General features: G+C 74.3%; 18 protein-coding genes. 15 read left to right on the top strand and 3 right to left on the bottom strand.

Features of this window, described 5'->3' with window-relative positions:
• Positions 1-36 precede the first annotated feature (36 nt).
• The 3 genes from O1G22_RS06350 to O1G22_RS06340 all read left to right on the top strand — a co-directional run bounded on the left by O1G22_RS06350 (position 37) and on the right by O1G22_RS06340 (position 4,336).
• Positions 37-1,467: an FGGY family carbohydrate kinase gene (locus O1G22_RS06350; protein WP_270080401.1), complete on the top strand. Its 1,431-nt coding sequence runs from the start codon at positions 37-39 to the stop codon at positions 1,465-1,467.
• Entirely contained in the window at positions 1,464-2,867 is a 1,404-nt protein-coding gene (locus O1G22_RS06345) for an NAD(P)/FAD-dependent oxidoreductase (RefSeq protein ID WP_270080400.1), read from the top strand. The genes O1G22_RS06350 and O1G22_RS06345 overlap by 4 nt, the downstream gene beginning before the upstream one ends.
• A gap of 77 nt (positions 2,868-2,944) precedes the next feature.
• Positions 2,945-4,336: an NAD(P)/FAD-dependent oxidoreductase gene (locus O1G22_RS06340; protein ID WP_428986479.1), complete on the top strand. Its 1,392-nt coding sequence runs from the start codon at positions 2,945-2,947 to the stop codon at positions 4,334-4,336.
• Positions 4,337-4,409: 73 nt separating this feature from the next.
• On the opposite strand, the gene O1G22_RS06335 is transcribed toward O1G22_RS06340, so the two are convergent.
• A complete protein-coding gene (locus O1G22_RS06335; RefSeq protein ID WP_270080398.1) occupies positions 4,410-5,174 on the bottom strand; it encodes a crotonase/enoyl-CoA hydratase family protein in 765 nt (254 codons plus the stop codon).
• Positions 5,175-5,213: 39 nt separating this feature from the next.
• A complete protein-coding gene (locus O1G22_RS06330) occupies positions 5,214-6,131 on the bottom strand; it encodes a lysylphosphatidylglycerol synthase transmembrane domain-containing protein (RefSeq protein WP_333492476.1) in 918 nt (305 codons plus the stop codon).
• Positions 6,132-6,359: 228 nt separating this feature from the next.
• Between O1G22_RS06330 and O1G22_RS06325 the strand changes: the two genes are divergently transcribed.
• The 11 genes from O1G22_RS06325 (at position 6,360) to O1G22_RS06275 (ending at position 21,889) form a co-directional block, all read left to right on the top strand.
• Positions 6,360-8,219, top strand: coding sequence for an ABC transporter ATP-binding protein (locus O1G22_RS06325; protein WP_270086350.1), 1,860 nt, complete (start codon positions 6,360-6,362; stop codon positions 8,217-8,219).
• Between the two features lie 242 nt (positions 8,220-8,461).
• Positions 8,462-10,678, top strand: a complete 2,217-nt coding sequence (locus tag O1G22_RS06320; protein ID WP_270080396.1) for an RICIN domain-containing protein — start codon at positions 8,462-8,464, stop codon at positions 10,676-10,678.
• A 122-nt stretch (positions 10,679-10,800) separates the two neighbouring features.
• A complete protein-coding gene (locus O1G22_RS06315) occupies positions 10,801-11,340 on the top strand; it encodes a (2Fe-2S)-binding protein (protein WP_270080395.1) in 540 nt (179 codons plus the stop codon).
• Positions 11,337-12,335, top strand: a complete 999-nt coding sequence (locus O1G22_RS06310) for an FAD binding domain-containing protein (protein ID WP_270080394.1) — start codon at positions 11,337-11,339, stop codon at positions 12,333-12,335. Before O1G22_RS06315 ends, O1G22_RS06310 begins: the two co-directional genes overlap by 4 nt.
• Positions 12,336-12,373: 38 nt before the next feature.
• Positions 12,374-14,488 carry a xanthine dehydrogenase family protein molybdopterin-binding subunit gene (locus O1G22_RS06305; RefSeq protein WP_270080393.1) on the top strand — a complete coding sequence of 705 codons (2,115 nt, stop codon included), beginning with the start codon at positions 12,374-12,376 and terminating at the stop codon, positions 14,486-14,488.
• Positions 14,485-16,860, top strand: coding sequence for a glycoside hydrolase family 65 protein (locus O1G22_RS06300; protein ID WP_270086349.1), 2,376 nt, complete (start codon positions 14,485-14,487; stop codon positions 16,858-16,860). Before O1G22_RS06305 ends, O1G22_RS06300 begins: the two co-directional genes overlap by 4 nt.
• Before the next feature lie 72 nt (positions 16,861-16,932).
• The gene (locus O1G22_RS06295) at positions 16,933-17,757 is read left to right on the top strand and encodes a LytR/AlgR family response regulator transcription factor (RefSeq protein ID WP_270080392.1); all 825 of its coding nucleotides are present in this window, start codon (positions 16,933-16,935) and stop codon (positions 17,755-17,757) included.
• Positions 17,758-17,867: 110 nt separating this feature from the next.
• Entirely contained in the window at positions 17,868-18,239 is a 372-nt protein-coding gene (locus O1G22_RS06290) for a hypothetical protein (RefSeq protein WP_270080391.1), read from the top strand.
• Between the two features lie 2 nt (positions 18,240-18,241).
• Positions 18,242-19,966, top strand: coding sequence for a sodium/solute symporter (locus tag O1G22_RS06285; protein ID WP_270080390.1), 1,725 nt, complete (start codon positions 18,242-18,244; stop codon positions 19,964-19,966).
• A gap of 416 nt (positions 19,967-20,382) precedes the next feature.
• Positions 20,383-21,573 (top strand): sensor histidine kinase, encoded by a 1,191-nt coding sequence (locus O1G22_RS06280; RefSeq protein WP_270080389.1) that lies wholly within the window; start codon positions 20,383-20,385, stop codon positions 21,571-21,573.
• Between the two features lie 37 nt (positions 21,574-21,610).
• Positions 21,611-21,889, top strand: a complete 279-nt coding sequence (locus O1G22_RS06275) for a thioredoxin family protein (protein ID WP_270080388.1) — start codon at positions 21,611-21,613, stop codon at positions 21,887-21,889.
• A 25-nt stretch (positions 21,890-21,914) separates the two neighbouring features.
• On the opposite strand, the gene O1G22_RS06270 is transcribed toward O1G22_RS06275, so the two are convergent.
• Positions 21,915-22,856: a M56 family metallopeptidase gene (locus O1G22_RS06270; protein WP_270080387.1), complete on the bottom strand. Its 942-nt coding sequence runs from the start codon at positions 22,854-22,856 to the stop codon at positions 21,915-21,917.
• 144 nt (positions 22,857-23,000) lie between these two features.
• Here O1G22_RS06270 and O1G22_RS06265 point away from each other — a divergent pair, with 144 nt between their 5' ends.
• Entirely contained in the window at positions 23,001-23,591 is a 591-nt protein-coding gene (locus O1G22_RS06265) for a Chromate resistance protein ChrB (RefSeq protein ID WP_270080386.1), read from the top strand.
• Positions 23,592-23,603: the final 12 nt, after the last annotated feature.

Below are 23,603 nucleotides of genomic sequence, written 5' to 3'. Positions count from 1 at the left end.
CGGTGTGATCTTCGAGGCGCGACGGGAGAAGGTGCGATGACGGGGCCGGTGCTCGCCGTCGACCAGGGCACGTCCGGCACCAAGGCGCTCGTGGTCTGCCCGGAGCGAGGGGTCATCGGCACCGGCTTCGCCGAGGTCCGCCCCCGGTATCTGCCCGGAGGCCTGGTCGAGGTGGACCCCGCCGAGCTCTACGACTCGGTGCTCACCGCCGGCCGCCAGGCGCTCGCCGAGGCCGCGGAGCCCGTCGTGGCCCTGGGCCTCGCCAACCAGGGCGAGACCGTCCTCGCCTGGGACCCGGTCACCGGCCGCCCGCTCACCGACGCCCTGGTCTGGCAGGACCGCCGCGCGGAGTCGGTCTGCGCCGAACTCGCCGATCACGCCGACGAGTTGCGCCACCTGACCGGCCTGCCCCTCGACCCGTACTTCGCCGCCCCCAAGATGGCCTGGATCCGTCGCAGGCTCACCCGCGAGGGCGTCGTCACCACCTCCGACGCCTGGCTGGTCCACCGCCTCACCGGCACCTTCGCCACCGACGCCGCCACCGCCGGCCGCACCCAGCTCCTCGACCTGGACAGCGCCCAGTGGTCGCAGCGGGCGCTGGAGATCTACGGCCTGGCGGACGAACAGCTCCCGCGGGTGACGGACAACGCCCAGCACATCGGCACGACCACGGCATTCGGCGACGACATCCCGCTCACCGGCCTGGCCGTCGACCAGCAGGCCGCCCTGCTCGCCCAGCGCGTCACCCGCCCCGGCACCGCCAAGTGCACCTACGGCACCGGCGCGTTCCTGCTCGCGCACACCGGCGACCGGCCCCGGCGCAGCACCTCCGGCCTGGTCGGCTGTGTCGCCTGGCGGCTCGCCGGCACCACCGGCTACTGCCTCGACGGCCAGGTCTACACGGCCGCCTCCGCCGTCCGCTGGCTCACCGATCTCGGCGTCCTCTCCGGCGCCGCCGACCTCGACCCCGTCGGCGGCACCGTCCCCGACAGCGGCGGTGTCACCTTCGTCCCCGCCCTCGCCGGACTCGCCGCCCCCTGGTGGCGCGGCGACCTGCGCGGCTCCCTCACCGGACTCGGCCTCGACACCACCCCCGGCCACCTCGTGCGCGCCCTGTGCGAGGGCATCGCCGCCCAGGTCGCCGAACTCGCCGACGCGGCCGCGACCGACCTCGGCACCGGCCTCGACCGCTTGCGCGTCGACGGCGGCCTGACCCGCTCCGCGCTCCTCATGCAGACCCAGGCCGACCTGCTGCAACGCCCCGTCGAGGTGTCCGCGCTGCCCGACGCCACCGCCCTCGGCGCCGCCACGCTCGCCCGGCTGGGCGCGGACCGTACCCTGGGCGTCGACCAGGCCCTGCCCGACGGGGAGCCCGCCGCCGTGTACGAACCCCGCATCAGCGCCGACCAGGCCGCCGAACGCCGCGACCGTTTCCGCGCCGCCGTCCAGTCCCTGCTCGGCTCATGACCGTCACCGCGGACGGGCCACTGCCCGAGACGGCGTACGACGTGGCGGTCGTCGGCGCCGGAGTGGTCGGCTGCGCCATCGCCCGCGCGCTCGCCCGCCACCCCCGGCTGCGCATCGCCCTGGTGGAGGCCCAGGACGACGTCGGCCAGGGCACCTCCAAGGCCAACACCTCGATCCTGCACACCGGTTTCGACGCGGCCCCCGGCACCCTGGAGGCCCGCCTGGTCCGCGACGGCTACGAGCGGCTCGGCGCCTACGCGGCCGAGACCGGCATCCCCGTGGAACGCGTCGGCGCCCTGCTGGTCGCCTGGGACGAGGAGCAGCTCGCCGCCCTGCCCCGGCTGGCCGCGAAGGCCGAGCGCAACGGCTACCACGACACGCGCCCGCTGAGCCCCGGCGAACTGTACGCCCGCGAACCCCGCCTCGGACCCGGCGCGCTCGGCGCCCTGCACGTCCCCGGCGAGAGCATCATCTGCCCCTGGACGACGACTCTGGCGTACGCCACGCAGGCGGTCCACGCGGGAGTGGACCTGCACCTCAACACACCTGTGCAGCACGCGAGTCGGCAGGACGGCGGTCACCGCCTGCTGACCTCGCGCGGCACCCTGCACGCCCGCCGCCTGGTCAACGCGGCCGGACTGCACGCCGACACGGTCGACCGCCTCCTCGGTCACGAGGACTTCACCGTCACCCCGCGCCGCGGCCAGCTCCTGGTGTACGACAAGCTCGCCCGCCCCCTCGTCCGGCACATCCTCCTGCCGGTCCCGACCGCGCTCGGCAAGGGCGTCCTGGTCGCTCCCACCGTCTACGGCAACGTCCTGCTCGGCCCCACCGCGGAGGACCTGGACGACAAGCGGGCCACCGGCTCCACCGCCGAGGGCCTCGCCGGACTGCGGGACAAGGGCCGCCGTATCCTGCCCGACCTGCTTCAGGAGGAGGTCACCGCCGTCTACGCCGGACTGCGCGCGGCCACCGGCCAGGAGGACTACCGCATCGCCGCCCACCCCGGGCAGGGCTACGTCACCGTCGGCGGCATCCGCTCCACCGGCCTGACCGCGTCCCTGGCGATCGCCGCCCACGTCACCGGCCTGCTGGCGGAAACAGGCCTCGACCTCGGCCCGCGACGCGAACTGGAACCGGTGACCATGCCCAACCTCGGCGAGTCCTTCCCGCGCCCCTACCAACGCCCCGAACTCATCGCCGCCGACCCCGAGTACGGCACTCTGGTCTGCCACTGCGAACGCGTCTCCCGAGGCGAGATCCGCGACGCCCTGGCCGGCCCGATCCCACCCCGCACCCTGGAGGGCCTGCGCCGCCGGACCAGGGCCCGCGCGGGTCGCTGCCAGGGCTTCTACTGCGGGGCGGCGGTGCGGGAGTTGTTCGAGAGGGCGCGGGCGTGACGGCCGGGGGAAGCGCGTCGGGGGCCGGCGGGACGGGGCATGGCGTACCGGGCCCGTCCAGCCGACGGGTCGACGTCCTGGTCGTCGGCGCGGGGCCCGCGGGGCTGGTCGCCGCCGCCCGGCTGGCCTCCTCCGGAGCCGGCCGGGTCGAGGTGCTGGAGCGGGAGCAGGAGGCCGGGGGAGTGCTCCGGCACTGTGCCCACGGCGGCTTCGGGAGCCGCAGCCGCCCGCGGACCGGCCCCGAGTACGCCCACCTGCTGGCGGAGGCGGCAGCGCGGGCGGGCGCCGTGATCCGGACCGGGGTGACCGTCCTGGACTGGGGGGCGTCGTCGGGTGCCATGGCATCCCCGGGCCTGCCGGCGGCGAGGGTGTCCGAGGCGGGACGGGGTACCCCGGATCACGGCGGGGCGTCTGCGGCGGTGCCGCCCGGGGCGGGCCGGGGCGTGCCGGAGGGAGTAGGTGGTGCCGGTGGTATCGGGCTCCACACCGTAGGTCCGGAGCGAGAGCCGGTGCTTCGCGTCGTCGGTCCCCGCGGTCACGAGACCATCGCCGCGCGGGCCGTCGTCCTCGCCACCGGTGCCCGTGAACGCCCGCGCACGGCCCGGCTGGTGCCCGGGACCCGTCCCGCCGGGGTCTACACCACGGGTGAACTCCAGCAGGCCGTCCACCTGTTCGGCCAGCACATCGGCACCCGCGCGGTCGTCGTCGGCGCCGAGAACGTCTCGTACGCGGCGGCCGACACCGTACGCGCGGCCGGGGCGGAGGTCGTGGCGCTGGTCACGGAACAGCCTCGCGCCCAAGTCCCACTGTGTCGTGCCCAGTCGGTCCGCCTGGGCCGCGGCATCGCGTTGCTGACGGACACCACGGTCACCGAACTCCTCGGCCACGGACGCCTGTCCGGGGTCCGAGTGCGCCACCGTGACGGCCGTGCCACCGTCCTGGCCTGCGACACCGTCGTGTTCACCGGCGACTTCATCCCCGACCACGAACTCGCCCGCCGCGGCGCCCTCGTCCTGGACGCCGGCACCCGCGGCCCCGCCGTGAACGGCTCCCTGCACACCTCGCGGTACGGGGTCTTCGCCGCCGGGAACGTCCTGCATGCCGTCGAACCCGCCGCCACCGCGGCCCGCGAGGGCGCCCGCGCGGCCGGAGCCGTCCTGGACTTCCTCGGCACGGGCGCGGGCGCGGGCTGGCCCGGCCCCGGACTTGCGCTCACCGTCGAGGCTCCGCTGCGCTGGATCGCCCCGAACCGCATCAGCCCGGCGAACCGGCCGGAGCAGTACGTCCTGCGCACCGAAGTCACGCTGCGCCGACCCGCGTTGTACGTCCGCCAGGGCGGCCGCCTCCTGCACCGCGAGCGCCGCGTCCCCGGCACCGCCCTGCCCCATCGCACCCTGACCCTCGGTGCCGGCTGGCACGACCGCGTCGACCCCGAGGGCGGACAGGTGCGGGTGAGTGCGGAAGCGTGACCGGCACCTGCCCCGGACTGGACTGCACGCGGTCTCGCCCCGGACGGGACTGCACGCGGTCCCGCCCGCCCGCTCAGATCTCGCTGAACGACCCGTGCCGCCCCGCCCCCGACGCGAACCGGGCGGCGCCCTGGATGCTCTGTGCCAGTACGCCCATGCCGTGCCGGAGTTCGGTGCGCAGTGCCGCCTCCTCGTCCGGGCCCTCCTGGTCGAGGACCGACGCGCGGTCGCTGCGCAGACAGGCCTGCGGGAAGCGGGCGATCTCGGCCGCCAGCGTCTCGGCCTCGGCGCGGGCGGACCCCGTGGGCACCACGCGGTTGGCGAGGCCCATCTCGTACGCCTCCCGGGCCGGGACCGGGCGGCCGGTCAGGATCATGTCCATGGCCCGGCCGGCGCCGATCAGCCGGGGCAGCCGGAGCGTGCCGCCGTCGATCAGGGGTACGCCCCAGCGGCGGCAGAACACGCCGAAGACGGCGTCCTCCTCCGCGACCCGCAGATCGCACCACAGGGCGAGTTCCAGACCGCCCGCGACCGCGTGCCCGGCCACCGCCGCGATCACCGGCTTGGACAGCCGCATCCGGGTCGGCCCCATCGGCCCGTCCCCGTCCTCGGTCACGCGGTTGCCGCGCTCCGTACCGATCGCCTTCAGGTCCGCCCCCGCGCAGAACGTCCCGCCCTCACCCCACAGCACCGCCACCCGGGCACCGCCATCGGCCTCGAACTCCCGGAAGGCGGCGGCGAGTTCGGCCGCCGTGGGACCGTCGACCGCGTTGCGGGCCGCGGGCCGGGACAGGACGACCGTGGTGACGTACTCCTTGCGCTCCACGCGGACCGGCACGGCGCACTCCCTTGCTTCGGCTGGGAGGGCCACTCTGCCTCAGATGACCTTCAGCCGCACCAGCGCCCCCAGGGTCAGCGCCCCCGGCACCAGCGGCACCCACACGGTGATGATCCGGTAGGCGAGCACCACCGCCGTGGCCACCGCCACCGGGCCGCCCGCCGCCACCAGCGCCACGATCAGCGCGGCCTCGACGGAGCCGAGCCCGCCCGGGGTGGGCACCAGCGCCACCGCCACCGTCGCGGCCAGGTACGCCAGCGCCATGTGGGTCGGAGGCACCCCCAGCCCCAGCGCCTGCCCGACCGCCACCAGACCGGCGGCCTGCAGCGCCGGGAAGGCCAGCGAGCCGCCCCACAGCGCGAGTGCCCGCGCCGGGCGCATGTGCACCGAGCGGGCCTCGCCGAGCGCGGTGCGGACGAAGCCGAGCACGGCCGCGCGCAGCCGTCGTACGAGGGACAGCGCGGCCACCGCCACCGCGAGCACGGCGCCCGCGACCGCCAGCAGTGGGGCGACCGCCCCGGCCGGGATCAGGGTGCCGAGCCGCAGCGCGTCGGGGAAGGCGAGCAGCAACGCGGTCAGCAGGCTCAGCCGGCCCACCGACTCGGCGAGCAGATACAGCGCGAGCGCGGCGGAGGAGCGGGCGAGCGGCACCCCGCACACCGTCATGAACCGCAGGTTGACCGCGCCGGCGCCGAGCCCGGTCGGCAGCAGGTGGTTCGCCGAGCCGGCCGCGAACTGCGTGGCCAGCAGCCGCCAGCGGGGCAGCGGCTGGATCACCGCGCCCTGCCGGGTGACGGCGGCGGCCACCCAGGTCAGACACGTGGCCCCGCCCGCCGCGAGCAGCCAGGGCCACGAGGCGGTCCGCAGATGGCGGAAGCCCTCGACGAGCACCGACCGGTGCTGTACGGCGACGACGGTGACGAGCAGGAGCGGGAGCAGACACAGGATCTGCCGCACCGGCAGCCGCCGGGCGAGCCTCGGCAGGCGGCCCTGGCGCAGCTCGGAGGGGTGTACGGGGGTCACACCCCGAGAGGTTTTCCGTGCCGTCCCAACGGTGGGTGGCGCGAGCGCGGACGGCGGATTACAGACTGTGGTCATCGGGGTCCGTGGGAGTCTCGGCGGGGGTGAAAAGCGGCGGACATTGACCTCAACGAAGCTTGAGGTTCTACGTTCTTGCACATGAGCATGGAGACCACCGCATGGACGCAGCTGCACAGCGTCATGAACGCGCAGAACGACCGCCGCCCCCTCGCCCGCGCCACGCTGCGCCGTATCGCCGCCTTCGCCCGCCCGCATCGCGCGGGCATCGTCCGGTTCGTACTGTTCGGGGTGGTGTCGGCCCTGCTCGCCGTCGCGACCCCCGTGCTCGCCGGCCGCGTCGTCGACGCGATCGTGGCGGGGCACGACTCCGGCCGGGTCGTCCGGCTCTCCCTGCTCATCGCGCTCGTCGCGCTCGCGGAGGCGGGGCTCGGCATCCTCGGACGGCGGCTGTCGTCGTCGCTCGGGGAGGGACTCATCCTCGACCTCAGAACGGCTGTGTTCGATCATGTGCAGCGCATGCCCGTCGCGTTCTTCACACGGACTCGTACGGGCGCGCTCTTCAGCCGTCTCAACAACGACGTCATCGGCGCCCAGCGCGCCTTCGCCAACACCCTCTCGGGCGTGGTGAGCAACCTGGTCACGCTGGTGCTCACGCTCGCGGTGATGCTGACCCTGTCCTGGCAGATCACCCTGCTCGCGCTGGTGCTGCTCCCGGTGTTCGTGCTCCCGGCCCGCCGCATGGGCAGCCGGATGGCCAGGATGCAGCGGGAGGCAGCGGCGCTGAACGCGGCCATGGGCACCCGGATGACCGAGCGGTTCTCCGCGCCCGGCGCGACCCTGGTCAAGCTGTTCGGCCGCCCCGAGGAGGAGTCGGCGGAGTTCGCGGCCCGCGCCGCCCGCGTCCGGGACATCGGGGTGCGGACGGCCACCGCCCAGTCGGTGTTCATCACCTCCCTCACCCTGGTCTCCGCGCTCGCGCTGGCCCTGGTCTACGGCCTCGGCGGCTGGTTCGCGCTGCACGGCACCCTCCAGGCCGGCGCGGTCGTCTCCCTCTCCCTGCTGCTGACCCGGCTGTACGCCCCGCTGACCGCGCTCGCCGGCGCCCGGGTGGAGGTGATGAGCGCGCTCGTCAGCTTCGAGCGGGTCTTCGAGGTGCTGGACCTCAAGCCGCTCATCGAGGACAAGCCGGACGCGGCCGAGGTCCCCGAGGGCCCGGTCGCGGTCGAGTTCGAGGACGTCCGCTTCGCCTACCCGGCCGCCGACCAGGTCTCCCTCGCCTCCCTGGAGGAGGTCGCCGCCCTCGACACCCGCGGCGGCTCCGAGGTCCTGCACGGCATCTCCTTCCGCGCCGAACCCGGCCAGACCGTCGCCCTCGTCGGCTCCTCCGGCGCCGGGAAGTCCACCATCGCCCAGTTGCTGCCGCGGCTGTACGACGTCGACGCGGGCGCCGTCCGCATCGGCGGGACCGACGTGCGCGACCTGACCGCCGCCTCCCTGCGGGCCACCCTCGGCATGGTCACCCAGGACGGCCACCTCTTCCACGACACCGTCCGCGCCAACCTGCTGCTGGCCCGCCCGGGCGCCACCGACGAGGAGCTGTGGGACGCCCTCGACCGCGCCCGCCTGGCGGAGGTCGTACGGTCCCTGCCCGACGGCCTGGACACGGTCGTCGGCGAGCGCGGCTACCGGCTCTCCGGCGGCGAGCGCCAGCGCATGACCATCGCCCGGCTGCTGCTGGCCCGCCAGCGCGTGGTGATCCTGGACGAGGCCACCGCCCATCTGGACAACACCTCCGAGGCGGCCGTCCAGGAGGCGCTCACCGAGGCGCTGGAGGGCCGTACCGCCGTGGTCATCGCCCACCGGCTGTCCACGGTCCGGGCCGCCGACCAGATCCTGGTCGTGGAGGCCGGGCGGATCGTGGAACGGGGGACGCACGAAGAGCTGCTGGCCGCGGAGGGGCGGTACGCCGAGCTGTACCGAACGCAGTTCGCCGCTGCGGCGTGAGCGGTTGCGGGGTCTCGCCGTAGGGGCGGGGGACTGTTTCCGGCTGCGGGTGCGTCGTGGCTGGTCGCGCAGTTCCCCGCGCCCCTTCGGGGCGGGCCCAGCAGGAGTCGGTCATTGCTGCACTCCTTGACTCCACTGGTCCGTACCTTTAGTTTCACGCCTTAAACAAAGCCTGCGGACTCTTCAACGCCCGCTCCTCCCATGGGTGATTGGACCACTCCCCACGAAGGGCCACCCCACACATGGCCAGACCTCTCCCCTCCCTTTCCCGCCGCCGCAGATCCGCGGTGGCCGCCCTGGTCGGCGCGGCGGCCGCCTGTGTGCTCACCGCCGCACCGACCCCCCTGCTCAGGGCCACGCCCGCGCATGCCGCCACCGCCCTGCCCACCGGCTTCGCCACCCTCATCAACGCGGCGAGCGGCACGTGCCTGGACGCCAAGGCCGCCGCCACCGCCAACGGCACCGTCGTGCAGCAGTACACCTGCAACGGCACCACGGCCCAGCAGTGGAGCCTCACCGACGCCGGCAGTGGATACGTCCGCGTCGGCAACGCGCACGACACCGGCCAGGTCCTGGACGTCACCGACGTCTCCACCGCCGACAACGCGCCGGTCCAGCTGTGGAGTTACGGCGGCGGCGCCAACCAGCAGTGGCAGGCCGTGGACGACGGCGGCGGAGCCTTCCACTTCGTCAACAGGAACAGCGGCAAGTGCCTGGACGATCCGGGCGCATCGCTCGCCGACAGCACACAGCTCCAGCAGTACACGTGCAACGGCACCGCCGCCCAGCGCTTCCAGGTGGTCCCCGTGACCCAGTCCACGAGCGACCCCGACCTCGGCCCGAACGTCGTCGTCTTCGACCCGTCGATGCCGTCCTCGACCATCCGGAGCAGGCTGGACACCCTCTTCAAGCAGCAGGAGACCAACCAGTTCGGATCCCAGCGCTACGCCGTCCTGTTCAAGCCCGGCGCCTACAACGCGGACGTCAACGTCGGCTTCTACACCCAGGTGCTGGGGCTCGGTCCGACCCCGGACGCGGTGACGGTCGACGGCGCGGTGCACGCCGAGGCCGACTGGTTCCAGGGCAACGCCACGCAGAACTTCTGGCGCGGCGCCGAGAACCTCTCCGTCAACCCGACCGGCGGCAGCGACCGTTGGGCCGTCTCGCAGGCCGCGCCGTACCGGCGGATGCATCTGCGGGGCAACCTCGCCCTGGACGACGGCGGCTGGTCGTCCGGCGGCTATCTCGCCGACAGCAAGATCGACGGGCAGGTCGACTCCGGTACGCAGCAGCAGTGGATGACCCGCAACTCCCAGCTCGGCAGCTGGACCGGGGCCAACTGGAACATGGTGTTCACCGGCAGCCAGGGCGTGCCCTCCACCAGCTTCCCGAACCCGCCCTACACCACCGTCGCACAGAGCCCCGTCGTCCGGGAGAAGCCGTTCCTGTACGTCGACGGCTCAGGGAACTACCAGGTGTTCGTGCCGGCCACGCGCTCCGACACCACGGGCACCAGCTGGGGCAGCGGCAGCCCGGCCGGGACCTCGCTGCCGCTCAGCCAGTTCTACGTCGTGAAGCCGGGCGCGAGTGCCGCGCAGATCGACGCGGCCCTCGCCGCCGGCCAGAACCTGCTGGTCACGCCCGGCGTCTACCACCTCGACCAGACCCTGAAGGTGACCCGTCCCGACACGGTCGTCCTGGGCCTCGGGCTCGCCACCTTCGTCCCGGCGGGCGGCATCACCGCGATGACCGTCGCCGACGTCGACGGCGTCCAGCTCGCGGGCCTGCTCTTCGACGCCGGCACCACCAGCTCGAAGACCCTGGTCGAGGTCGGGCCGGCCGGCTCCGCCGCCTCCCACGCGGCCGACCCGACCTCCCTGCACGACGTCTACTTCCGCATCGGCGGCGCGGGCGCCGGCAAGGCGGCCACCAGCCTCGTCGTCAACAGCAACGACGTCATCGGCGACCACATGTGGCTCTGGCGCGCCGACCACGGCAGCGGCGTCGGCTGGACCAGCAACACCGCCGACACCGGGCTGGTGGTCAACGGCGCGGACGTGACCATGTACGGGCTGTTCGTCGAGCACTTCCAGAAGTACCAGGTGATCTGGAACGGCAACGGCGGCCGCACCTACTTCTTCCAGAACGAGATGCCGTACGACCCGCCGGACCAGGCCTCCTGGATGAACGGCGGCACAAAGGGCTACGCCGCCTACAAGGTCGCGGACTCCGTCACCAGCCACCAGGCGTACGGCCTCGGCAGCTACTGCTACTTCGACGTCGACCCGAGCGTGACGGCCGACCGCGCCTTCGAGGTGCCGGACACCGCGAACGTCCGCTTCACCGGCATGGTCACGGTCTCCCTCGGTGGCACGGGCACCATCAGCCATGTCGTCAACGGCAGAGGAGGGCCGTCGAACTCGTCGTCGAACGTGGCGGACCTGGTCGGCTACCCGTGAGTGAGCGGACCTGGTCGGCTACCCGTGAGTGAAGGGTGTGGCCCTTTCGGACGTGTGAGGCGCCCTCGCGTGGATACGCGGTGAGGACGGAACCCGGGTTCGTCCGGAAGGCCACCCCTGTCATGACCAGCGAAAACCAGCTGCCAGTCGATTCGGAGGTCACCCTCCGGGTCAACGGGAAGCCCCACACCCTGCGCGTCGACCACCGGCGTGTCCTGCTGGACCTGCTCCGTGAGGACCTCGGCCTGACCGGGGCGAAGAAGGGCTGCGACCACGGCCAGTGCGGTGCGTGCACCGTGCTGGCCGACGGCCGCCGGGTCAACAGCTGCCTGCTGCTCGCGGTCGCCCTCGACGGCAGCGAGATCACCACCGTCGAGGGCCTCGGTGGGGACGGCGAGGAGCCGCACCCGCTGCAGCGGGCCTTCCTCGACCGCGACGCCTTCCAGTGCGGCTACTGCACCCCGGGACAGATCTGCTCCGCCGTCGGCATGCTCGCCGAGGCCGCGGCCGGCCACCCCTCCCTCGTCACCGACCCCGCGGCCCCCTCCGGCCGGCCCGTCCCGCTGGACCGGCCCGAGATCCGCGAGCGCCTGAGCGGCAATCTGTGCCGCTGCGGCGCCTACCCGCGCATCGTCGAGGCGGTGGAGGACGTGATCCGGTGAACGGCTTCGGATACCTCAGGCCCGCCACCGTTCAGGAGGCCGTGGAGGCGTACGCCGCCCACCCCGGCGCCCGCTATCTGGCCGGCGGCACCAACCTGGTCGACCTGATGAAGCTCGGCGTCGAGCGGCCGGCCGTCCTGATCGACGTCGGCCGGCTGCCGCTGGCCGGCATCGAGGAGCTGCCCGACGGCTCGCTGCGCGTCGGCGCCACCGTCCGCAACAGTGACCTGGCCGCCGACCCCCGCGTCCGCGACCGCTACCCGGCGCTGTCCCAGGCCCTTCTCTCCGGTGCCTCCGGGCAGTTGCGGAACGCCGCCACCACCGGCGGCAACCTGCTCCAGCGCACCCGCTGCCCCTACTTCCAGGACCTGGACAAACCCTGCAACAAACGCGAGCCCGGCAGCGGCTGCGGCGCCCGGGAGGGCGTCCACCGCGACCACGCCGTCCTCGGGCACTCGGAGCACTGCATCGCCACCAACCCGTCCGACATGGCCGTCGCCCTCGCCGCCCTCGACGCCCAGGTCGAGCTGTACGGCACCCAGGGCACCCGGCGTCTGTCCGCGGCCGAGTTCCACCGGCTGCCCGGCGAGCACCCCGATCGGGACACCTGGATCAGCCCCGGCGAACTGATCACCGGCGTGCTGCTCCCGGCCGCGACCGCCGGCGTCCCGTCGGCCTACCGCAAGGCCCGCGACCGGGCCTCGTACGCCTTCGCCCTTGCCTCCGTGGCCGTCGTGCTGAAGGTCGCGGAGGACGGCATCGTCGACCAGGTGGGGCTCGCCTTCGGCGGGCTCGCCCACCGCCCCTGGCGGGCCCATCACGCCGAATCGGCCCTGCTGGGCGCCCCCGCCACCCCGGCCGCCTTCGAGGGAGCCCTGGCGCTGGAACTCGCCCACGCCGAGCCGCTGCGGGACAACGCCTACAAGGTGCCCCTCGCCCGCAACCTCGCCCTGGACGTCCTGAACCGCCTCACCCCCGCACCCGCGCCTGCCTGAGCCGGCACGGGAGGGACAACAGGGACAGGAGGAAACCCATGACCGGCAACTCGGCCCCCCACAAAGTCCTGGGTGCCCCCGTCGAGCGCCGGGAAGGGCTGCAGAAGGTCACCGGTGCCGCCCGTTACGCCGGGGAGTACCCCCTGCCCGGTCGTGCCCATGCCTGGCCCGTGCCTGCCGCGATCGCGCGCGGGCGGGTCAGCGCCGTCGATGTCTCGGACGCCCTCGCCCTGCCCGGCGTTCTCGCCGTGCTCACCCCCGACGACGCCCCCCGCCTCGCCGCACCCGAGGACGCCACCCTCGCCGTACTCCAGGGCCCGGGCGTGCCGCACCGGGGCTGGTGCGTGGCCCTGGTCGTCGCCGAGAGCCCGGAGGCGGCCCGCGGGGCCGCCCGGGCGGTGCGGGTCACCTACACGGCCGAACCGCACGACGCCGACCTGGATCCCGGCGACCCCGACGCCTACGAGCCGCGGGAGACCAACGCCGGCTTCCCGGGCCGGGTCGAGCACGGCGACCCGGCGGGCGCCTTCGCCGCCGCCGAGGTCCGCGTCGATGTCACCTACCGGGTGCCGCCGCTGCACAATCACCCCATGGAGCCGCACACCAGCACGGCCCACTGGGACGGGGACCGGCTCACCGTGTACACCTCCAGCCAGGGCGGTACGACCGTGCGGGAGGTGCTCGCCCAGCTGTTCGAGCTCCCCGAGGACCACGTCACCGTCGTCACCGAGCACGTCGGCGGCGGCTTCGGCGCCAAGGGGACCCCGCGCCCCGACGTCGTCCTCGCCGCCATGGCCGCCCGGCGCACCGGCCGGCCCGTCACCCTCGCCTACCCCCGCCGGTACCTGCCCACGACCGTCGGCCACCGCGCCCCCACCGTGCAGCGCCTCCGCCTCGGCGCGGGCGGGGACGGCCGGCTCACCGCCCTGCTGCACGAGGTGACCACCTACACCTCCCGGGTGCGGGAGTTCGTCGAGCAGGCCGCGGTGCCCTCCCGGGTCATGTACGCCACCCCGGCCCTGCTCAGCTCCCACCGTGTGGTCCCGCTCGACGTGCCCAGCCCGTCCTGGATGCGCGCCCCCGGCGAGGCGCCCGGCATGTACGCCCTGGAGTCGGCCGTGGACGAACTCGCCGAGGCGCTCGGCATGGACCCGGTGGAACTGCGGATCCGCAACGAACCCGAGCGGGAACCGGAGAGCGGCAAGCCGTTCAGCAGCCGGCACCTCGTCCAGTGCCTGCGCGAGGGCGCCCGCCGCTTCGGCTGGGCCGAACGTGATCAGCGTCCGGGAACGCGCCGCGAGGGCCCGCTGCTCATCGGCACCGGCGTCGCCGCGTCCACCTATCCCGCCGCGGCCGTCCCGGCCACCGCGACCGCCCGCGCCCTGGCCGACGGCACCTTCGCCGTGCGGATCAACGCCACCGACATCGGCACCGGCGCCCGTACCGTCCTCGCCCAGATCGCCGCCGACGCCCTCGGCGCGCCCCTCGACCGGGTCCGCACCGAGATCGGGCACAGCGACCTGCCGTCGGCCTGGCTGGCCGGCGGCTCCATGGGCACCGCCTCCTGGGGCTGGGCCGTGCACGATGCCTGTGCCGAGCTGGCCGCCCGGCTCGCCGCGCACACCGGGCCGCTGCCCGCCGACGGCATCGGGACCCGCACCGACACCGCCGGACGGGCCGACGCCGACAGCCCCTACGCCCGGCACGCCTTCGGCGCCCAGTTCGCCGAGGTCGCCGTCGACACCGTGACCGGTGAGACGCGCGTACGGCGCCTGCTCGGGATCTTCGCCGTCGGCCGGATCCTCAACTCCCGTACCGCGCGCTCCCAGTTCACCGGCGGCATGACCATGGGCCTCGGCATGGCTCTCACCGAACACAGCACCCTGGACCGGGCGTTCGGCGACTTCACCGAGGCCGATCTCGCCTCCTACCATCTGCCCGCGCACGCCGACGTCCCCGACGTCGAGGCCGACTGGATCGACGAGGACGACCCGCACCTGAACCCCATGGGCAGCAAGGGCATCGGCGAGATCGGCATCGTCGGCACCGCCGCCGCCCTCGGCAACGCGGTCCATCACGCCACCGGCATCCGCTTCCGTGACCTGCCCCTCACCCCCGACCGGATCCTCGCCGGTTTGCTGTCCGAGGGCTGACCGTGACCGGGCCGACCTGGGAGTACGACGGCTACCGGCCCGAGGAGGAGCGGCTGCGGGAGTCCCTGTGCACCCTGGGCAACGGCTACTTCGCCACCCGCGGCGCGCTGCCGGAGTGCGCCGCGGACGACGTCCACTACCCGGGCACCTACGCGGCCGGCTGCTACGACCGGCTCACCTCCGAGGTCGCCGGCCGCCGGGTCGAGAACGAGGACATGGTCAACCTGCCCAACTGGCTCGCGCTGCGCTTCCGCCCCGCCGAGGGCGACTGGCTGCGCCCGGACACCACCCCCGTCGCCGGGCACCACCAGATCCTCCACCTCGACCCCGGTCTGCTGGAGCGCCGCACCGACTACGGCCTGCCCGGCGGCGGCACGCTCCAGGTGCACCAGCTGCGCCTGGTCCACCTGGCCGACCCCCATCTCGCCGCCCTGCGCACGGAGTTCACCGTCGAGGGGCGCACCCTCGGCCTGGAGGCCGAGGCCGCGCTGGACGGCAGCGTCACCAACTCCGGGGTCGCCCGCTACCAGGAGCTGGACGGCCGGCACCTCACCCGCTTCGACACCGGCACCGCCGCACCGGGCACGGTGTGGCTGAGCTGCCACACCCGCACCTCCGACATGCGCTTCGGGCTGGCCCACCGGCTGACCGCGAACTTCCCGGTCACCCACGCCAACGAGGCCCACCGCGCCGTCCAGCGCGTGAGCCTGCATCTGACGCCCGGCCGTACCGTCACCGTGGACAAGACCGTCGCCCTGCACACCTCCCGCGACCCCGCCATCGGCGACCCCCTGCACGCGGCCGTCGAGCGCGTCGAGGCCGCTCCCGGTTTCGACGAACTGCGCGCGTCGCACGCCACGGCCTGGGAGCAGCTGTGGCGGCGCACCGCCCTGGAGGTCCCCGGCGAGGCGGGCAGCATCCTGCGCCTGCATCTGTTCCACGTCCTGCAGACCCTCTCCCCGCACACGGCCGACCTCGACGCCGGCGTCCCCGCGCGCGGACTGCACGGCGAGGCGTACCGGGGCCATGTCTTCTGGGACGAACTCTTCGTCCTGCCCTACCTCAACCTCCATCTGCCCGAGGTCTCCCGCGCCCTGCTGCACTACCGGCACCGCCGCCTGGACGCCGCCCGGCACGCGGCGCGGGAACGCGGCCGTCGCGGCGCGCTCTATCCCTGGCAGAGCGGCAGCGACGGCCGCGAGGAGACCCAGCAGCTCCACCTCAACCCCCGCTCCGGCCGCTGGCTGCCGGACCACTCCCAGCTCCAGCACCACGTGGGTTCGGCGGTGGCGTACAACGTCTGGCAGTACTACGAGGCCACCGGCGACACCGACTTCCTGCACGGCGAGGGCGCCGAGATGCTGCTGCACATCGCCCGCTTCTGGGCGGACTCGGCCACCTACGACCCCGCCCTCGGCCGGCACCGCATCCGGGGCGTGGTCGGCCCCGACGAGTATCACGACGGCTACCCCGGCGCGGACACTCCCGGCCTGGACGACAACGCCTACACCAACGTCACCGCCGCCTGGGTGCTCGCCCGCGCCCTGGACCTGCTGAACGCCCTGCCCGAGCCGCGTCGCCGCGAACTCACCGACGGTATCGGCCTGGAGGAGGACGAGCCGGACCGCTGGGAGGACGTCTCCCGCAGCCTGTACGTCCCCTACCACGACGGTGTGATCAGCCAGTTCGACGGCTACGGCGACCTCGCCGAGCTGGACTGGGACGGCTATCGCAGACGGTACGACGACATCCGGCGCCTGGACCGGATCCTGGAGGCCGAGGGTGACACCGTCAACCGCTACAAGGCGTCCAAACAGGCCGACGTCCTCATGCTCGGCTACCTCTTCTCGGCCTCCGAACTCCGCGCTCTCTTCGGGAGGCTGGGCTATCACCTGGACGACCGCACCTGGGCCGCCACGGTCGACCACTATCTGCACCGCACCAGTCACGGTTCCACGCTCAGCGGCCTGGTGCACGGCTGGATCCTGGCCCGCGCCCGCCGCGCGGACGCCTGGGCCTTCGTCCAGGAGGCGCTGCGCGGCGACATCGCCGACCTGCAGGGCGGCACCACCGGCGAGGGCATCCACCTCGGCGCGATGGCCGGTACCCTCGACCTCGTCCAGCGCGGACTGACCGGCCTGGAGACCCGCGGTGGCGTCCTCAGCCTCGACCCCGTCCCGCTGCCCGAACTCTCCTCCTACGGCTTCCCCATCCGCTACCACGGCCACTGGGGCGTCCATCTGCGCCTGCGCAGCGGCCTGCTGGAGATCGCCGTACCGGCCTCCCACCACTCGCCGATCGGCGTCCGGCTGCGGGAGCAGGTGATCCCGGTGGTGCCGGGCGAGACGGCCCGCCTGGTGCTGCCGGAGTAGGTGTCGACGCCGGCGGCACGGGGGACGACGATGCAACGGTAAGTGGTAGAACGGAGAATGGAGTTGGCGGAGATGAGCGCGACCGACGCCCCCTTGCGCGTGCTGGCGGTGGACGACGAGGAACCGGCGCTCGAAGAGCTGCTGTATCTCCTGGGGCAGGACCCGCGGGTCGGCAGTGTGCTGCCCGCCACGACGGCCGGCGAGGCGCTGCACCGGCTCGGCCGGACCCTGACGGACGGACCGGAGGGAGCGGAGGGAGCGGAGGGCGGCCCGGCCGTCGACGTCGTCTTCCTCGACATCGACATGCCGGGGCTGGACGGCCTCGAACTGGCTCGCCTGCTGGGCGAGTTCACCACACCGCCGCTGATCGTCTTCGTCACCGCCCACGACGACTTCGCCGTACGCGCCTTCGACCTCAAGGCCGTCGACTACCTGCTCAAGCCGCTGCGCAAGGAGCGCTTCGCGGAGGCCGTACGCCGGGCCGCCGAACTGGTCCGCGCCGGACAGGGCCCCCGCCCGGCCACCGCCCCCGCCGGCCCGGCGCCCGGCCTCGCCGACCAGGTCCCCGTGGAACTGGGCGGGGTGACCCGCTTCGTGCCCATCGCCGACATCACCTACGTCGAGGCCCAGGGCGACTACGCGCGGCTGCACACCCGGCGCGGCAGCCACCTGGTGCGCGTTCCGCTGTCCACGCTGGAGGAACAGTGGCGCGAGCGCGGCTTCGTCCGCATCCACCGCAGCCGGCTCGTCGCCCTCGGCCGCATCGAGGAACTCCGGCTGGACGGCGGCAACGTGACCGTACGGATCGGCGACCGGATCCTCGCCGTGAGCCGTCGCAACGCGCGCGAACTGCGCGACCTGCTGGCCCGGCACGCGGCCGGATCGGTCCGGAGGTGACGGACGTGTGGCGATTCTCGTCCGGTCCCGTCCGGCGGCTGTCGACCGGGACGCCCGCTGCGTACACTCGCCGCACACAAGGTGATCACCGCGGCGTCGGGGAGTGCGTCATGGGTGCGGAATCCGTCCCTCGCAGAGAGGTGGTCACCGGACGGCCGCGCCCCGGCGACCGCACGGCACCCCGCTCCGGCCCCCGCCCTGCGCCTGCTGAAAGCGACGCCGCCGTACGGCTGTTGATGCGCCGTCAGATACGCGCCGCCCTCGCCGCGACGGCTCTCCTGGTGCTCCCGCTCGGCCTGCTCCCCGTCCTCCTGCGGCTGCCGCCGTTCACCGACACGGCACCCCGGGTCCCGCCGGCCGTCTGGTTCGTCCTGGGCGTGGCGCCGTACCCTGCGCTGCTCGCCATCGGCGCCTGGTACGTCCGCCGCGCCGAGCGCAACGAGACCGGCCCGGCCGCCCGCGCTCCCGTGGAACGCCCCTGACCGTGAACCAGACGTACGGCATGGTCGGCGTGACGGCCGTGGTCCTCGCCACGGTCCTCGTCGGCGCGCTCGGCCTGCGCATCTCCCGCACCACCTCCGACTTCTACGTCGCCTCGCGCACCGTCGCGCCCCGGCTCAACGCCACCGCGGTCAGCGGCGAGTACCTGTCCGCCGCGTCCTTCCTCGGTGTCGCCGGACTCGTCCTCGCCCAGGGCGTCGACATGCTCTGGTTCCCGATCGGCTACACCGCCGGCTTCCTGGTGCTGCTGGCCTTCGTCGCCGCCCCGCTGCGCCGCTCCGGCGCCTACACCCTGCCCGACTTCGCCGAGGCCCGGCTGGAGTCCCGGGCGGTGCGCCGGGTCGCCGGGGTGCTGGTCGTCGGCATCGGCTGGCTCTATCTGCTGCCCCAGCTGCGCGGCGCGGGCCTCACCCTGCGGCTGCTCACCGGCGCCCCCGGCTGGCTCGGCGGGCTGGTCGTGGCCGTGGTGGTGACCGCGGCCGTGGCCGCCGGCGGGATGCGCAGCATCACCTTCGTCCAGGCCTTCCAGTACTGGCTGAAACTCACCGCCCTGCTGGTGCCCGTGGTGTTCCTGCTGCTCGCCTGGCACGCCGACCGGGCCCCGGCGCCCGTCTGGGACGACCGACCCGTCTTCCACCGTGCCACCGAGGTGCGCGTCGACCGGCCGCTCACCCTCACCGTGCGCGAGCCGGTCCGGGTGACGGCGTCCGGCCGGGTCGACGACCGTGCGGTGCACGGCGTGTCGCTGCGGCTGGACGAGGGCCGGCACCGGCTCGGCGCGGACACGACCGTGCGTTTCCCGGCCGGCGCGGTCGTCCCCCTGCCGGACCGGGCCCCCGACCGCATCTCCTCCAGCTGGGGCACACCCCTGTCGGCCTCCCGCGAACAGCACGGCCTGTACGCCACCTACGGGCTGATCCTCGCCACGTTCCTCGGCACCATGGGCCTGCCGCACGTCGTCGTCCGCTTCTACACCAACCCCGACGGGCGCGCGGCCCGCCGCACCACGGTGAGCGTGCTGGCCCTGCTGGGCGCGTTCTACCTGCTGATGCCGCTGTACGGCATGCTGGGCCGCCTCTACGCCCCCGACCTGCTGCTGACCGGCGACACCGACGCGGCGGTCCTCGTCCTGCCGCAGCGGCTGATCGGCGGCGTCCCCGGGGACCTGCTCGGCGCGCTCGTCGCGGGCGGCGCCTGTGCGGCCTTCCTGTCCACCGCGTCCGGGCTGACGATGTCGGTCGCGGGCGTACTGGCCCAGGACGTCCTGCCGACCCTGGGCGTACGCCACTTCCGGCTGGCCACGCTGCCCGCGATCGCGGTGCCCACGGCCGCGTCGGCGCTGGTCGGCGAGCTGCCCGTGGCCGACGCGGTGGGCCTGGCCTTCGCGGTCTCCGCGTCCTCGTTCTGCCCGCTGCTGATCCTGGGCATCTGGTGGCGCGGTCTGACCCCGCCGGGCGCGATCGCCGGGCTCCTGCTGGGCGGCGGCTCGGCGCTGACCGCGGTGACGGCCACCATCGCCGGCGGCGCCGACTCCGGCTGGCCGCACACCCTGCTGGCCTGGCCCGCGGTGTGGTCCGTCCCGGTCGGTTTCGCGGCGATGATCCTCACCTCGCTGGCCACCCGCGACCGCGTCCCGCCCGGCACCGCCGCCACCATGGCCCGCCTCCACCTCCCCGAACCCACCCACCCCCACCCGGCCACCCCCTGACCGAGGAGCCCCGTGCCCACGACCGACCCCACCCCAGCCACCCGAGCCCCCCGGGCAGACACGGGCCGCCATGCCGTGTGGACCTGTGCGGGGCGCTCGCGGGTGGGGGTGGGTCGTCGAGTGGTCGGGGTCGGCGGGGGTGACGGTGCCGGTCGTTCCGGCATGGGGGCGGGCGCCGGTCAAGCGGCTGGGGCCGGTCCCGGCCACCGGGCGACGCCGGTCTGCCGGGGGCACTCCGAAGCCGACGATCGCACGGGGCGCCCGGACATCCCGGCCGGCGCCGGTCGCCGTACCGCCCTGTCCGTCGCCGGTCGTGCCGCGGTCCTGGCCCGTGCCGGTCACCGCGGTGCGCGGGAGCGTGGCGGCCGCCACGATGTCCGGATCCGCTCCGGGCACCACCAGCCCCAGGCCCGCGCATGACCGTCCTCGGGACCGCGGCCCTCGTGCTGGTCGGGCTGGCGGTGTTCGTGCTCGGGGCCGGGCTGGGGCACGGGGCGGCGCGGCGGCAGCAGGAGCATGCGGACGGCACCGACGAGGCACGTGCCCTGGTGCGTACCCTGCATGCCGTCGAACTCGCCGCGGCGCCGTTGCGTGCCGGGCTGACCCCGGACACGGCCCGCCGGGCCGCCCGCCGGCTGCGTCCGCTGCTCGGCACGCCCGCCCTCGCCCTCACCGACGGCACCTCCGTCCTCGCCTGGGACGGCGCCGCCGACCACCATCGCGAGCAACTCCTGGCCCTGCTCGCCGATCCGTCCCGCGGCCGGACCCTCGCGCTGTCGTGCGACGACGGCAGCTGCCCCGTCCGATGGGGCGCGCCGGCCCCGCTCACCGCCGACGGCCGCTGCGTCGGCGCGCTCGTCGTGTTCGCCGCCGCGGAGTCCGGCGTCCACGTCCGGGCGGTGCAGGCAGCGGCCGGCAGGCTCTCGCTCGAACTCGATCTCGCCGGCCTGGACCGGGCCCGGGCCGGCGCCCACGAGGCCGAGATGCGGGCCCTGCGCGCCCAGATCTCCCCGCACTTCATCTACAACTCCCTCGCGAGCATCGCCTCCTTCGTCCGCACGGATCCCGAGCGGGCCCGCGAACTCCTCCAGGAATTCGCCGACTTCACCCGCTACTCCTTCCGTCGCGACGGCGATTTCACCACCCTCGCCGAGGAGTTGCGCTCCATCGAGCAGTACCTGGAACTCGCCCGCGCCCGCTTCGGCCGCCGTCTGAGGGTCACCCTGCGCATCGCCCCCGAGGTGCTCCCGGTGACCCTGCCGTTCCTCTGCCTGCAACCCCTCGTCGAGAACGCCCTCAAACACGGCCTGGAGGAGTCCGTGGAGCGCAGCGTCGTCACGATCACCGCCGAGGACGAGGGCACCGAGGCCCGCGTCGTCATCGAGGACAACGGCATCGGCATGGAACCGGAACGCCTGCGCGCGATCCTGCGCGGCACGGCCGGCCCGTCCACCGGCATCGGCCTGAGCAACGTGGACCGCAGGCTGCGCCAGGTCTACGGCGACGACCACGGCCTCGTCATCGAGACCGGGGTCGGAGCGGGTACGAAGATCACGCTGCGCGTCCCGAAGTTCCGCCCGGGCGTCCAGGCCCCGCCACCACCGTGACCCTCTCGCGGCCGGGGAGCAGAGTTACGCTGCGAGCGTGGAACTGACGGTCCTGGTCGTGCCCGAGTGCCCCCACACCGCGCCGCTGCGCGAGCGACTGGCACGCGCCCTGGAGGGGCGTGCCGACGTCACCGTGACCTGGCACGAGGTGGCCGACCCGGAGGAGGCCCGGCGGCTGGGCATGCACGGCTCGCCGACGCTGCTGGCCGACGGAGCCGATCCGTTCGCCCGCCCCGGTCAGGAACCGAGCCTGTCCTGCCGGGTCGGCGCCCTTCCGTCGGTACGGCAGTTGCGCGAGGTCATCGCGTCCGGCTGAACCCCGTCCGGGCCGAGCCAGGGCGTCACCCGGCGCCGACTGCCTCGAGCAGCCGGTGGAGGTCGTGGGCGGCCTCGGCCGTGGCCAGCACGGCCGCGACGACGACGGCCGCGGTGACCGCGGTGAGGGCGCGGGGGCGTCCCGGCGGCGGGGCGAGGAGCGCCGCGACCCGGCGGGGGACCGGACCGGCCGAGGCGAGCGGACCGCGGCGCCCGAGGATGCCGAGGACCGCACCGGCGGCGCGGGCGAGCGCCGGGGCGCGGTGGGCGGCGAGCGCGGCCTTGCCGACGGCGCGCGCGACCCGCCTGCGGTCACCGGTCGAGGCGGCCGCGCTCTCGTCGGCCCAGCGCTCGATCGTGTAGGTGACGGCTGTCGCGAGGGGACGCAGCAGCGGATTGGCGGCGGCGCCGAGCTGGGCGAACGCGACGAACGCGTAGTGATGGGCGGCCAGATGGGCGCGCTCGTGGGCGAGCAGGACGTCGTGCTCGGTCTCGTCCAGGGTGTGCAGCATGCCGGTGGAGACGACGACCCGGCCGGGCAGCCCGGGGATGGCATAGGCGTCGGCGGCGTCGTCCTCCAGGACGACCAGGCCGTCGCGGGCGGGCATGCAGGCCGCGTCCAGTGTCGCGGCGGCCAGCGTACGGGTCCGGCGCCAGAACATGCGGGCGGCCGCCCACACCGCGCCGCCGAGCAGCACTCCCGCGACGACGGAGACGGAGAGCGCGGTGGGATCCTGGTGCCGCGCGCTGCCGGCCGACCAGTGCCCGAGGGCGGCCAGTTGCGGGATGCGGATCAGGCCCGTGACGGCCAGCAGGCCCAGCGCGACGGTGCTCGCCGCGCCCAGGACCAGGGCGGAGACGGTGAGCAGCCAGGTGGCCAGGCGGGGTTCGCACCGCTCCGACAGCGGCCGCGCGCCGAGCGGCGCGAGCAGCGACAGCAGCAGCGGCACATAGACGGCGAGACGCATCCGGCCCTTCTTCTCGGTCGGTGTCCGGCTAGGGGCCGAGTCTGCCATCGGACGGCCGGCGAGCGCCATCGGCCCCCCGGTACCCGTCTGCACGGTGAATCACCGGGCACAGACTGATATGTAACGCCTGCTACATTCCCTCGTGTGCCGAAGCCTGTGTCGAAACCCCTGCCGACGGAAGAGCGGGAGAGCCGCTGGCTCGTCCTCGTGATCAGACTGCCGGCCGGGCCGAGCAGGCACCGGGTCGCGGTCTGGCGGGAGCTGCGCAATGCGGGTGCACTCTCGCTGGGCCAGGGAGTCTGGGCCGTACCCGACGTGCCGGTCTTCGCGGACGGTGTCGCCCGCGCCCTCGCGCTCACCGAGCGGGCCGGCGGGCAGACCGTGACCCTGAACGCCGCCGGGCGCGGCGCCGAGGACGCGGCCCGCCTCCGGGCGCTGTTCACGGCCGCCCGGACCGCGGACTGGACGGAGTTCCTCGCCGACTGCGGCACGTTCGAGGAGGAACTGACCAAGGAGATCCGCATCGGCACGTTCACCCTGGCCGAGCTGGAGGAAGAGGAACAGTCGCTGGAGCGGCTGCGGCGCCGGCACCGCGACCTGACCGCGCGGGACGTGTTCGGCGCCCCGGAGGCGGCCGAGGCCGGCCGGCGGCTCAAGGAGTGCGCCGCGGCCTGCGAGGACTACGCCGAGCGCGTCTTCGCCGCGCTGCACCAGAACCCCGAGGGGGAGCGGTGACCGGGCGGGCGG

The organism is Streptomyces camelliae (assembly GCF_027625935.1).
GTDB classification, from domain to species: Bacteria; Actinomycetota; Actinomycetes; order Streptomycetales; family Streptomycetaceae; genus Streptomyces; species Streptomyces camelliae.
Note: the sequence above shows the minus strand (reverse complement) of the source record. Positions and strands in the feature narration are given on the sequence as shown.